A 13,099-nucleotide genomic window follows, 5' to 3' on the forward strand; every position below is an offset into this window, starting at 1 on the left:
CGGCAGCTCCTCCACGGGAATGCGGTCTCCAGTAGGAGCTGCCGCAGGCTGCGATCTTTTGATCTGGCCCTTGCTTCAGGCCACCTGCGTCTTCAACGCCCGGCGCAACGCCCTTAACAATTTCACAATATCCTGCGGATCCAGCCGCTGCGGCACTTTTACGTCCATGTCTTTCTTCCTTGTGGTGAATGGGCCGGAGAGTCTGGCCAAAAGCTGCGAGTCCTTGGAGGTCTTTCGTGAAATAAAGATCCGTCCTACAGCGCAAAGAAAAATAGCCTTCTTATTCCTTCCCGGCAAACCCACAGGATAGTTTTTTGGGTGATATCAATATGCTTTAAAGGTATTTAAATTATGGTTTTTATACCTATAAAGTCAGTGCCTGCCGGACGGCCATCCGCCGTCCATGGATTGCATCATCGCCGCTTACCAAGCAGCGTCAGGACGCTTCATGACTTTGGACTACGCCTTTATCCTCAGCACTCTGCCGGCTTTTCTCAAAGCCGTCGGCGTGACTCTGCAGGTCGGTTTGATTGCGATCGCCACTTCGCTGCTGGTCGCGCTGCTCAACGCGACGATTCTGGTGTTTCGCACGCCATACCTGCAAAAACTGGTCGGCTTCTACGTAGAGCTGGCGCGCAACACGCCGTTGCTGATTCAGCTGTTCTTCGTTTACTTCGCGTTGCCGGCAGTGGGGATCCAGGTTTCCGGTTTCACTGCGGCGATCATCACCATGACCTTCCTTGGCGGTGCCTATCTCACCGAAGTGCTGCGCGCCGGCGTCGATGCGGTGCCCCAGGCACAACTGGAATCCGGGCGGTCGATTGGCCTGTCCCACGGCCAGTTGCTGCGCTATGTGATCCTGCCGCAGGCGGGGATCCTCAGCTTGCCGTCACTGTTCGCCAATTTCATTTTCCTGCTCAAGGAAACCACCGTGGTTTCGGCCGTGGCGGTGCCGGAAATCCTCTACACCACCAAGAGCTATATCGCGCTCTACTACAAAACCTACGAAATGCTCGCCGTGCTGACGCTGATCTGCGTGTTGCTGTTCTTGCCGCTGTCGCTGTTGCTCAGCCGTCTGGAAAGGAGGCTCCAGCATGGCCAGTTCGGGTCTTGAACTGCTCTGGGTGTCGTTGCCGCAACTGGCAAAAGGCGCCGGGCAAACCCTGTCGATCTCGTTTCTGAGCATCGCCATCAGCACGATCGGCGGCGTGTTCTACGGTGTGTTGCGCACGTTGAACGTCACGTGGCTGAACGCGATTCTGCGCATCTATCTGGAGCTGTTCCGGGCAATTCCGGTGCTGGTCTGGTTGTATCTACTGTTCTTCGGTCTGCCGATTTTCTTCGGCCTGAGCCTGCCGAGCTTCTGGTGCGCGGTGCTGGTGCTGTCGCTGTGGGGCGCCAGCGAAGTTGGCGAGGTAGCGCGCGGTGCGCTGCATTCGTTGCCGCGCGGACAGCGTGAAGCCGGGCTGTCGATCGGCCTCAATGCAGCTCAACTCTATGGCTACGTGCTGCTGCCGCAAGCGCTCAAGCGCATGACGCCGCCGACCATCAACGTCTATACGCGGATCGTCAAGACCAGTTCCCTGGCGGTGCTGATCGGCGTCGTCGATGTGATCAAGGTCGGTCAGCAGATCATCGAGCGCACCTATGAATCGGTACTGATCTACGGTGCGCTGTTCCTGTTTTTCTTTTTCATCTGCTACCCGCTCTCGGCCGCTTCGCGCGTGCTGGAGCGACGCTGGACGCAAGCATGAGCGCACTGATCGAGTTTCACGGTTTCAACAAATTCTATGGCGCGCAGCAGGTGCTCGATGGCATCGACCTGCAAGTGCAGAGCGGCGAAGTGCTCGTCATTCTTGGTCCCAGCGGTTGCGGCAAAAGCACCTTGCTGCGTTGCCTCAATGGTCTGGAAGAGGCCCACAGCGGCAGCCTGAAATTCCTCGACCGCGAGCTGTTGGACAAGATCACTGACTGGCGCGAAATCCGTCAGCAGATCGGCATGGTGTTCCAGAGTTATCACCTGTTCCCGCACATGAGCGTGCTCGACAATCTGCTGCTCGGCCCGCTCAAGGTGCAGAAGCGCCAGCGTCGCGAAGCGCAGCAGCAGGCCGAAGCCTTGCTTGAGCGTGTCGGCCTGCTGGACAAGCGCGATGCTTTCCCGCGTCAGCTCTCCGGCGGCCAGCAGCAACGCATCGCCATTGTCCGCTCGCTGTGCATGAACCCGCGGGTCATGCTCTTCGACGAAGTCACCGCCGCCCTCGATCCGGAAATGGTCAAGGAAGTACTTCAAGTCATTCAGGGCCTGGCCCGCGAAGGCATGACCCTGTTGATCGTCACCCACGAAATGGCCTTCGCCCGCGCGGTGGCCGACCGCATCGTGTTCATGGATGCCGGGCGCATCCTCGAACAGAACCCGCCCGAGATTTTCTTTACGAACCCGCAAACCGCACGCGCGCAGCAGTTTCTGGAGAAATTCTCCTTCGTTGCCACATCGCCAGAATCGAATCCGAAAAAGGAACTGGAACTGCTATGAAAACTGCCGCTTTGTTACTGCCCCTGCTCAGCCTCGCCTTGCTTGCCGGTTGCGGTAAGACCGAAGAGCCACCAAAGCCGAAAGTCGCCAGCGAAAGCGCCGCGCCCTCGGGTTATCTGGACAAGATCAAGGCCCGCGACAAATTGATCGTTGGTGTATTTACCGACAAGCCCCCGTTCGGTTTCGTCGATGAGGCCGGGCGTTACGTCGGCTTCGACACCGACATTGGCCGGCGCTTCGCCAAGGACCTGCTCGGCGACGAAAACAAGGTCGAGTTCGTCGCCGTCGAGCCTGCCAGCCGCATTCCGTTTCTGCAGAGTGACAAGGTCGACTTGATCCTCGCCAACATGACCGTCACCCCGGAGCGCAAGGAAGCGGTGGATTTCACCAACCCGAACCTCAAGGTGGCCGTGCAGGCGCTGGTGCCGCAGGGCAGTTCGGTGAACAGACTCGATGATCTGGCGACGCGCACCACGATTGTCACCACCGGCACCACCGCGGATATCTGGCTGACCAAAAACCATCCGGACTGGAAACTGCTCAAGTTCGAAAAGAACTCCGAGTCGCTGCAAGCCCTGGCCAATGGTCGTGGCGATGCTTACGCGCAGGACAATCTGGTGCTGTTCAGCTGGGCCAAGCAGAACCCGGGCTATCGCGTGCTGGAGGAAAAACTGGGTGCCGAGGCGCCGATTGCGCCGGCGGTGAAGAAGGGCAACCTCGAGTTGCGTGACTGGGTCAACAGCGAATTGGCCAGGTTGGGCGAGGAGAAATACCTGCTCAAGCTGTATGACCAATATGTGCGCAAAGAACTGAGCGATGACACCCGGCCTGAGAGTGTGATTGTTGAAGGGGGCAAGTGGCAGGGCTAGTGCCTTGATTCAGCGGTGACGCTTGAATCGCTTTCGCGAGCAGGCTCGCTCCCACATTTGATCGCGTACGATTGTGGGAGCGAGCCTGCTCGCGAATTCTTCAGTCACCGCTCAATCCGGCCAATGCCACGCCGGCTCATCCAGCGCCCGCTGCCCGACAATCCCGGTCTGCCCCAGCGTCTTCTCCAGCACGATGCAATTGCATTCCGGATCTTCCTGCAACGCCGAGATCAACCGTCGCGCGTGGGACACCACCCACACCTGACACTGCTCCGAAGCGCGGATGATCAGCCGTGCCAGCGCCGGCAGCAGGTCCGGGTGCAGGCTGGTTTCCGGTTCGTTGAGCACCATCAGCGATGGCGGTCGCGGAGTCAGCAACGCCGCAACCAGCAGTAGATAGCGCAAGGTGCCGTCCGACAGTTCTGCCGCCGACAACGGCCGCAACAAACCCTCTTGATAGAACTCGATAGCGAAACGGCCACCGGTCAACGGCGCAATATTCAGCCGCGCACCGGGAAACGCATCGCTGATCGCCGCTGTTAACGCCTGCGGATCGCCAATCTCGATAATCGTCTGCAAGGCTGCCGCCAGGTCGCGACCGTCGTGGTGCAGCACCGGCGTGCGCGTGCCGAGTTGCGGCTGGCGTACCGGCGCGTCGGCATCGCTGCGAAAGTGGTCATAAAAACGCCAGCGCCGGATGAACTCGCGCATCTGGAACACTTCCGGCGAGCTGCGCAGATTACCGACCTGATCGAACAGGCTGTCGAAGTTCGGTGTGTGTTGCGCCAGCACGTCCCACGCGCGACCTTCGCGGGCGCGGATCATCGGGCCGTTGCGGTCGACCAGCAGGCTCGCCGGGCGAAACACCGCGCCGGCCCAAATGCATTCACGTTTGATTTCCGGGTCGAGGGAAAAGCATGAGGTGCTTGGCTCCGGCAGGCCCAGGCCGATGGCGTAACTGAAATCCTCGCCGGCGAATCCCAGGCGCAGCCGCTTCACCCCTTGGCGCACCGTCGGTTCGATCGCCACTTCACCGTTGCGCATGCGCCGGCTGATGGTTTCCGGCCCGGCCCAGAACGTCGAGTCCAGCCCGCCTTCACGCGCCAGCGCATTGACCACGCCGCCCTGCGCGGTTTCGGCCAGCAGGCGCAAGGCGCGGTAGAGGTTGGACTTGCCGCTGCCATTGGGTCCCGTAATGAGGTTCAGGCGCCCGAGCGGAATCACCAGTTTGTTGATCGAGCGGTAATTGGCCACGGCCAAGGTATGAAGCATGGAATTCCTTCTCTTCGGGCGGCCTTTGTAGGAGCTGCCGAAGGCTGCGATCTTTTGATCTTGAAAAAGCAAAGATCGCAGCCTTCGGCAGCTCCTACACGGAAATGTTGTGATCGCTCAGGCGAACGTTGAACCCTGTTCTAAGCTCACAGTCGTATCGTCACTTGCACGTTCGTACACAGGAAGGAGTCTGCATGGCAAGTCCCGGAATGAAAACAGCTGTCATGCTGAGTCTGTTCACTTTGCTCACCGCTTGCGGCGACAAGAAACCTGCTCAGGAATATCTGCCACGGGTCTTTGTGCAAGAAGTCGAACCGGCCAACTACGCCGCAGCGGTGACCCTCACCGGTGATGTGCAGGCGCGGGTGCAGACCCAGCTGTCATTTCGCGTCGGCGGCAAAATCATCCAGCGCATGGTTGATGTCGGCGACCGCGTCACCGCCAGGCAGGTGCTGGCCAAACTCGATCCGAAAGATCTGCAGACCAACGTCGATTCCGCTCAGGCCCAAGTCGTCGCCGAACAGGCCCGCGTGAAACAAGCGGCGGCCGCTTTCGTGCGTCAGCAAAAACTCCTGCCCAAGGGCTACACCAGCCAGAGCGAATACGATTCGGCCCAAGCCGCGCTGCGCAGCAGCCAGAGCGCGTTGAGCGCGGCGCAGGCGCAGCTGGCCAACGCCAAGGACCAGCTCAGTTACACCGCGCTGATCGCCGATGCGCCCGGCGTGATCACCGAGCGCCAGGCCGAAGTCGGCCAGGTGGTGCAGGCCACCGCGCCGATTTTCAGCCTCGCCCGTGATGGCGACCGCGACGCGGTGTTCAATGTCTACGAATCGCTGCTGGCCGAGCGGCCGTCCGATCGTTCGATCGTGGTCAGCCTGCTCGACAACCCCGAGATCAAAACCACCGGCACCGTGCGCGAAATCACCCCCTCGGTGTCGGCGCAGTCGGGCACCGTGCAGGTCAAGGTCAGCCTCGACAAGCTGCCGCCGGGCATGCAACTCGGTTCGGTCGTGAGCGCCACCGCCAAAGGCACCGGCAAATCGGCGGTAGAACTGCCCTGGTCGGCGCTGACGAAAAACATCAGCGATCCGGCGGTGTGGCTGGTCGATGACAAGGGTGAAGCGCAGTTGCACACGGTCACGGTCGGTCGTTACCTGACCGGCAAAGTGATCATCAGCGAAGGCCTCAAGGGCGGCGAGAAAGTCATTGTCGCCGGCGGCCAGTTGCTGCACCCCGGCATGAAAGTCGAGATCGCCGAAAACACCTACAAGGATCTGCAACCGGGAGCGCAGCCATGAAGCGCCTCGGTCTGTTGTGCATGGCGCTGGTGTTGGGCGCCTGCTCGGAAAAGGAAACACCGCCGGAACCGGTACGTCCGGTGCTGTCGGTCACGGTCAAAGCGCTGAACGAAGAAAGCCTCGGGCGCTTTGCCGGGAGCATTCAGGCGCGCTATGAAAGCAACACCGGTTTTCGCGTCGGCGGCCGCATCGCCAGTCGTAACGTCGATGTCGGCGCCGAAGTGCAGAAGGGTACCTTGCTCGCCACCCTCGATCCGTCCGATCAGCAGAACCAGTTGCGTTCGGCCCAAGGCGACTTGGCGCGGATTCAGGCGCAACTGATCAATGCCCAGGCCAATGCACGCCGTCAGCAAGCGCTGTTCGATCGCGGCGTCGGTGCGCAGGCGCAACTGGACGTCGCCAATACCGACCTGAAAACCACCCAGGCCTCGCTCGATCAGGCGCGGGCGGCGGTCAGCCAGAGCAAGGATCAGTTGAGCTACACCGAGCTGCGCTCCGATCACAAAGCCGTGGTCACCGCGTGGAACGCCGAAGCCGGGCAAGTGGTGACTGCCGGGCAACAGGTGGTGACACTGGCGCAACCGGATATCAAGGAAGCGGTGATCGATTTGCCCGATACGCTGGTCGATCAGTTGCCCAGCGACGTGGTGTTCTCGGTGGCTGCGCAACTCGACCCGAGCATCAACACCACGGCGATCATCCGCGAGATCGAACCGCAGGCACAAAGCGCCACGCGCACCCGCCGCGCGCGCCTGACCCTGTCGGATACGCCGGACGGTTTCCGCCTCGGCACCGCGATCAGCGTGACCCTCAGCTCGGCGATCAAGCCGCGCATTGAACTGCCGCTGACCGCGTTGCAGGAAGTCGATGGCAAAACCCGGATCTGGGTGATCGACACGCAAAACAAAACCGTCAATCCGCGCGACGTCAGCGTGGTCAGCCGTGGCGACAACAGCGTGGTGCTGGCCGGTGGTGTACAAAACGGCGAGCGCGTGGTCAGCGCCGGCGTCAACAGTCTCAAACCCGGACAATCGGTAAAACTTGACGAGGACAGTCAATGAAAGGCTCTTTCAACCTCTCCGAATGGGCCCTCAAGCACCAGTCTTTCGTGTGGTACCTGATGTTCGTCGGGCTGCTGATGGGGGTGTTCTCGTACTTCAATCTGGGCCGCGAAGAAGACCCGTCCTTCACCATCAAGACCATGGTGATCCAGACCAAATGGCCGGGTGCGACCCAAGAGGAAACTCTCAAGCAGGTCACCGACCGCATCGAGAAAAAACTCGAAGAGCTCGATTCCCTCGACTACGTGAAAAGCTACACGCGCCCCGGCGAATCGACGGTGTACGTGTACCTGCGCGACACCACCAGCGCCAAGGACATCCCGGAAATCTGGTATCAGGTGCGCAAGAAGATCGACGACATTCGCGGCCAGTTTCCCCAGGGTATTCAGGGGCCGGGATTCAACGATGAATTCGGTGACGTGTACGGCTCGGTCTACGCCTTCACCGCCGATGGCCTGACCATGCGCCAGTTGCGCGATTACGTGGAGCAGGCGCGCGCAGAAATCCGCAACGTGCCGGGGCTGGGCAAGATCGAAATGGTCGGCCAGCAGGACGAAACGATTTACCTGAATTTCTCCACGCGCAAACTCGCCGCACTGGGTATCGACCAGCGTCAGGTGGTGCAGAGCCTGCAATCGCAGAACGCAGTGACTCCGGCCGGGGTGATCGAGGCGGGGCCGGAGCGGATCTCCGTGCGCACTTCGGGTCAGTTCGAGTCGGAGAAAGATCTGGCCGAGGTCAACCTCAAGCTCAACGACCGTTTCTATCGTCTGGCCGACATCGCCGAGATCAGCCGTGGCTATGTCGACCCGGCGACACCGCAATTCCGCTTCGACGGCAAACCGGCTATCGGCCTGGCGATCGCCATGCAGAAGGGCGGCAACGTTCAGGAGTTCGGTAAGGCGCTGCACGAGCGCATCGACCAGCTTACCGCTGACTTGCCGGTCGGCGTCGGCGTGCACACGGTTTCCGATCAGGCGGTGGTGGTGGAAGAGGCCGTCGGCGGTTTCACCAGCGCCCTGTTCGAAGCAGTCATCATCGTGCTGGTGGTGAGCTTCATCAGCCTCGGCGTGCGCGCCGGTCTGGTGGTGGCCTGCTCGATTCCGCTGGTGCTGGCGATGGTGTTTGTGTTCATGGAATACAGCGGCATCACCATGCAGCGGATTTCCCTCGGCGCGCTGATCATTGCCCTCGGTCTGCTGGTGGACGACGCGATGATCACCGTGGAAATGATGGTCACGCGCCTGGAAATGGGCGAAAGCAGGGAGGAGGCGGCGACGTTCGCCTACACCTCGACGGCGTTCCCGATGCTCACCGGTACCCTGGTGACCGTCGCCGGTTTCGTGCCCATTGGCCTCAACGCCAGTTCTGCTGGGGAATACACGTTTACGCTGTTTGCGGTGATTGCCGTGGCGATGATCGTCTCGTGGGTGGTGGCGGTGTTCTTCGCGCCAGTGATCGGCGTGCATATCCTCAGTGACAAGGTGAAGGCCCATGACGCCGAGCCGGGTCGCGTCGGCCGGGCATTCAACGGTGGTCTGTTGTGGGCCATGCGCAATCGCTGGTGGGCGATCGGCATCACCGTGCTGTTGTTCGTGCTGGCGGTGTTCTGCATGCGTTTCGTGCAGAACCAGTTCTTCCCCGCATCCGACCGCCCGGAAATTCTCGTTGACCTGAACCTGCCGCAAAACGCTTCCATCGATGAAACCCGCAAAGCCGTGGACAAGCTCGAAGCGACCCTCAAGGGTGACCCGGACATCGTGCGCTGGAGCACTTACATCGGTCAGGGCGCGATCCGTTTCTATCTGCCGCTGGATCAGCAATTGCAGAACCCGTACTACGCGCAGCTGGTGATCGTCAGCAAGGATTTCGAAGCCCGCGAGGCTTTGAGTCAGCGCCTGCGTGAGCGGCTGCACAAAGACTTCGTCGGTATCGGCAGCTATGTGCAGGCCCTGGAAATGGGCCCGCCGGTGGGGCGTCCGATTCAGTATCGAGTCAGCGGCAAAGACGTCGATCAGGTGCGCAAGCACGCCATCGACCTGGCCACCGAGCTGGACAAGAATCCGCACATCGGCGAGATCATTTACGACTGGAACGAGCCGGGCAAAGTCCTGCGCATCGACATCGCCCAGGACAAGGCGCGGCAGCTCGGGCTGTCCTCCGAAGACGTTGCCAACCTGATGAACAGCATCGTCAGCGGCTCGCCGTTGACTCAGGTCGATGACGACATCTACCTGATCAACGTGGTCGGTCGTGCCGTGGATTCCGAACGCGGTACCCCGGAAACCCTGCAGAACCTGCAGATCGTCACGCCGAGCGGCACCTCGATTCCGCTGCTGGCGTTCGCCACCGTGCGCTATGAACTGGAACAGCCGCTGGTGTGGCGTCGTGACCGCTTGCCGACCATCACCATCAAGGCCTCGGTGCGCGACGAGATTCAGCCGACCGATCTGGTGAAACTGCTCAAGCCGTCGATTGACGCTTTCGCATCCAAATTGCCGGTCGGCTACAAGGTCGCCACCGGCGGTACGGTCGAGGAAAGTGGCAAGGCCCAGGGGCCGATTGCCAAAGTGCTGCCGCTGATGCTGTTCCTCATGGCGACGTTCCTGATGATCCAGTTGCACAGCGTGCAGAAGATGTTCCTGGTCGCCAGTGTCGCGCCGCTGGGGCTGATCGGCGTGGTCCTGGCGCTGGTGCCGACCGGCACGCCGATGGGTTTCGTGGCGATCCTCGGGATTCTCGCGCTGATCGGCATCATCATCCGTAACTCGGTGATTCTGGTGACGCAGATCGATGAGTTCGAGCAGAAGGGCTACGCACCGTGGGACGCGGTCGTGGAAGCGACCGAACACCGGCGCCGACCGATCCTGCTCACCGCTGCGGCGGCGAGCATGGGCATGATCCCGATCGCCCGCGAAGTGTTCTGGGGGCCGATGGCCTACGCGATGATTGGCGGCATCGTCGTGGCGACCCTGCTGACGCTGCTGTTCCTGCCGGCGCTGTATGTGGCCTGGTACAGGATTCGCGAGCCGCAGAAGGATGAAAAGCCGACGCAGTGAGATAGCCCCTGTCATCTTTGGGAAAGGTCTGACTTACAGCGTGAGAGGACTGCGCTAACGTCCCTTCTTCATTCGAGGAGGGACGTGCCATGTCGACTGTTTCCGGCGGGTTGCGCGGATTGTTGCTGCTCGCTGGCTTGACCCTGTCGCCGCCAGTGGTGGCCGAAGTGCTGCTGGAAAACCAGCTGTGGCGGGTGCAGGTCGACCCTGCGACGCTGGCGGTGCGTGTTGAACCCGCCGGCGCTCCAGCGGTGCAGGCCTCGGCAGGCGTGCTGCGGCACAAGGTCAGCGGCCTGATCAGGCGCGGCAATCGCATCGATTGGCAATGGGACGATGGGCGCTGGGTCCTCAGCGTTGACCTTGCTCAGCGTGACCTGACGTTTTCGATCGCCGCCAATGCGCCCTCGGAAATCGAGTTTATTCATCAGCCCGCCAGTGCAATGGGCCAGGCGCTGATCTGGCCGCTTGCCGAAGGGCGCTACGTGCCGCGCGGTGACCGGGTATGGCAAAGATTCCTCCTCGCGCAGGCCGCGCTCGATACCACCCAGGACTTGAGCCTGCCGCTTTGGGGGATGGCCTACGAAAGGTTCAGCCTGCACTGGCTGCTGACCAACCCTTACAACAATCAACTGCGCTTCAAGGCCAATGGCGATGCGCTGGGGCTGTCGGCGCGGCATCGATTCACTTCGCTTGAGCCCTCGAAGCCGCTGACCTTCAGCCTGTTTCTTGGCGCTGACGATCCGTTGGCTGGCGCCAGGCGCTACAAGCAGTGGCTCATCGATAACGGCCGATATGAACCTCTGCCGGACAAGTTGATGAAGACCCCGCAAGCCGCGAAGCTGATCGGGGCCCCGCATGTCTATCTGTGGGGCAACAATCTGCTCGGTCCCGAGGACGTGCGCAACTGGCCGTTGCTGGTTGCCCGGTTGCGGGGTTCGGGATCACTTGTCAGTGAATTACGTGCGGCGATGGATAGTGAAGTGCTTCGGTCGATCGCCAGTGAGAGCGTACTCAATCACTATCAGCAGACCGTGCTGTTGCGCAGCCTCAATCAGGCGCTGAACACTCAAGCGCGCAAGCACTGGCAGACCAGTGCAACACCGGATATGCAGGTGCTGGTCGCTGGTTATGCCGATGTGCGCGCGCAACTGGCCGCTGTCATGACTGATGCGCTCACAGTTGATCCTTCGCGCTGGGGACGTACCTTGTCGCGCCGGACCATCGAACGATTGCAGAGCGCCGGGCTGGCGCGTCTGTGGCTTGGGCTCGGCGAGGGCTGGGAAGGTGGACTCTGGCATCCTGAGGCGGTGCGCGCCGCCGTCTCGGCGGGGTATCTGATTGCTCCGTATGACTCCTACGAAACCGCGCTGCGCCAGGACGAAAATCCGGACTGGACCACCGCGCACCTCGGCGCTCGGGCCAATACCGAGTGTGCGATCGTGGAGGAAAACGGTGCGCTGAAAAGCGGGTTTCAGCAGTCCGGTCACTATACCGATCCGCGATGCGTACGACCGTTGCTGGAGCGGCGCATCGATGCAATCCAGCAGGTCGCCGGCTTCAACAGTTGGTTTGTCGACGCTTATGCCGCTGGCATGCTGTTCGATAGTTATCGTCCGGGCGCGCCGATGACTCAGGCGCAAAATGCCGCGGGCAATGTCGCAGCATCGCGCTGGATCAACGAGGTGTTGCAGCTGCCGGGCGGCTCCGAGGATGGCAATGCCGCCACCGCTCAGGGGGTCTTGTTCGCACATGGCATGCAGACGCCGGTGATCGGTTGGGGCGATCCAGACATGCATCAACCGGGCAAGGCAGAATCTTTCGTTGGCCAGTGGTACCCACCGGAGCAGCCGGCGGTGTTCTTCAAACCGACCCGGTTGAAGGCTGACTACCGACGCGTGCATTTCGCCCCCGCCAGCCGTTTACCGCTGTATCAGGCGGTATTCCACGGCTCGGTCATCACCAGTCATCACTGGTTGTTCGATAACCTGAAACTGAGCGACGTGCGGGTGGAAAACGAGCTCACCCAGTTGCTCTACAACGTACCGCCGCTGTACCACCTGAGCGCGGCCAGCCTTGATCAGCGCTTGCCATTGATCGTGCGTCAGGATCGATTCTTTCGTCCGCTGCATGAACGTCTGGCGACGCAAGCGCTGACGGCTTTTGACTGGTTGAGCGAGGATCGCCTGATACAGCAGACGGCGTTTGCCGACGGCACGCGACTGCTGGGCAATTTCGACGCCGCTCCACGCAATTGGCAGGGCCGGACGTTGCCGGGACACAGCATGACTGCACTGTTCCCGGACGGCAGCGACAGCCAGTATCAGGTCCAGGCCGCGCCCTGACTCAGACTTTGCGCCATACGCTCGCGAGCCACGGCTGCTGCTCACGCGGCAACCCGGCGGGGCGGTAGTAATGCTCAAGCTCGACAAAGCCCGCCGTCGTCAGCAACCCGCGCCAAGCCTCGAGGTCGTGATACGAGCCGTAGCGCGGGCCGTTCCAGCCTTCGCGGTTGTCCCCGCGCGGATTGGAGCTGAACAGCACGCCGCCCGGTTTCAGGGTGCCGTGCAGTTGCCGTAGCACTTGCGGCAATACCTGCAACGGCACATGAAACAGCACGGCATTGGCGAAGACGCCGTCGAAGCGCTCGGCCGGCAGATCAAGTTTGAGAAAATCCTGCTGCCAGACTTCGCAACCGCTGTCCTCGCGGGCCATGCGTGCGAATTCCTGCGAGCCATCGAGGCCGATCGCAATGTGGCCCATGCGCGTGAAGGTCTGCAAATCCCGTCCCGGACCGCAGCCGAAATCGAGAATCGTCAACGGTGACTCAGCCTGAATATGGCGCAACAGGGCTTCGATATTCTGGCTGACATCGTGGTCGCGAGTGCCTTCGCGGAAATCCTCGGCCACCGAGTTGTAGTGACTGAGGGTTGTGGCGGTGATCTGTTCGAGGTCACTGGGCGTTTGCTTCATGATCGGTGCTGTATGGGCGAAGAGAGAGCGGACTATA

The 13,099-nt window shown here is 61.1% G+C and carries 10 protein-coding genes; 8 read left to right on the plus strand and 2 right to left on the minus strand.

The annotated features are described in order from the left end of the window. Nucleotides 1-448: 448 nt before the first annotated feature. From AB4N53_RS20970 to AB4N53_RS20985, 4 genes are read left to right on the plus strand one after another with little or no spacing between them, the layout of a single operon-like run. Complete coding sequence (locus AB4N53_RS20970; RefSeq protein ID WP_400502570.1) at nucleotides 449-1,114, plus strand: amino acid ABC transporter permease; 666 nt, start codon at nucleotides 449-451, stop codon at nucleotides 1,112-1,114. Further along, a complete protein-coding gene (locus tag AB4N53_RS20975) occupies nucleotides 1,095-1,754 on the plus strand; it encodes an amino acid ABC transporter permease (protein ID WP_460122815.1) in 660 nt (219 codons plus the stop codon). The genes AB4N53_RS20970 and AB4N53_RS20975 overlap by 20 nt, the downstream gene beginning before the upstream one ends. Then, nucleotides 1,751-2,533, plus strand: coding sequence for an amino acid ABC transporter ATP-binding protein (locus AB4N53_RS20980; RefSeq protein WP_460122818.1), 783 nt, complete (start codon nucleotides 1,751-1,753; stop codon nucleotides 2,531-2,533). Before AB4N53_RS20975 ends, AB4N53_RS20980 begins: the two co-directional genes overlap by 4 nt. Then, complete coding sequence (locus tag AB4N53_RS20985) at nucleotides 2,530-3,402, plus strand: transporter substrate-binding domain-containing protein (protein ID WP_460122821.1); 873 nt, start codon at nucleotides 2,530-2,532, stop codon at nucleotides 3,400-3,402. The genes AB4N53_RS20980 and AB4N53_RS20985 overlap by 4 nt, the downstream gene beginning before the upstream one ends. 111 nt (nucleotides 3,403-3,513) lie before the next feature. On the opposite strand, the gene AB4N53_RS20990 is transcribed toward AB4N53_RS20985, so the two are convergent. Further along, complete coding sequence (locus AB4N53_RS20990; RefSeq protein ID WP_460122823.1) at nucleotides 3,514-4,674, minus strand: AAA family ATPase; 1,161 nt, start codon at nucleotides 4,672-4,674, stop codon at nucleotides 3,514-3,516. 194 nt (nucleotides 4,675-4,868) lie between these two features. Here AB4N53_RS20990 and AB4N53_RS20995 point away from each other — a divergent pair, with 194 nt between their 5' ends. From AB4N53_RS20995 to AB4N53_RS21010, 4 genes are all read left to right on the plus strand, one after another. Continuing rightward, entirely contained in the window at nucleotides 4,869-5,972 is a 1,104-nt protein-coding gene (locus AB4N53_RS20995; RefSeq protein ID WP_460122826.1) for an efflux RND transporter periplasmic adaptor subunit, read from the plus strand. Continuing rightward, on the plus strand, nucleotides 5,969-7,033 hold the full coding sequence (locus tag AB4N53_RS21000) for an efflux RND transporter periplasmic adaptor subunit (protein WP_460122829.1): 1,065 nt from the start codon (nucleotides 5,969-5,971) through the stop codon (nucleotides 7,031-7,033). The genes AB4N53_RS20995 and AB4N53_RS21000 overlap by 4 nt, the downstream gene beginning before the upstream one ends. Further along, nucleotides 7,030-10,092 (plus strand): efflux RND transporter permease subunit, encoded by a 3,063-nt coding sequence (locus AB4N53_RS21005; protein ID WP_460122832.1) that lies wholly within the window; start codon nucleotides 7,030-7,032, stop codon nucleotides 10,090-10,092. Before AB4N53_RS21000 ends, AB4N53_RS21005 begins: the two co-directional genes overlap by 4 nt. An 89-nt stretch (nucleotides 10,093-10,181) precedes the next feature. Further along, nucleotides 10,182-12,434: a glycoside hydrolase gene (locus AB4N53_RS21010; protein ID WP_460122835.1), complete on the plus strand. Its 2,253-nt coding sequence runs from the start codon at nucleotides 10,182-10,184 to the stop codon at nucleotides 12,432-12,434. A gap of 1 nt (nucleotide 12,435) precedes the next feature. Here the strand turns inward: AB4N53_RS21010 and AB4N53_RS21015 are convergent, their stop codons facing one another. After that, on the minus strand, nucleotides 12,436-13,062 hold the full coding sequence (locus AB4N53_RS21015) for a class I SAM-dependent methyltransferase (RefSeq protein WP_460122838.1): 627 nt from the start codon (nucleotides 13,060-13,062) through the stop codon (nucleotides 12,436-12,438). Nucleotides 13,063-13,099 lie beyond the last annotated feature (37 nt).

The sequence above is a fragment of the Pseudomonas sp. H3_E04 genome, from assembly GCF_054668915.1.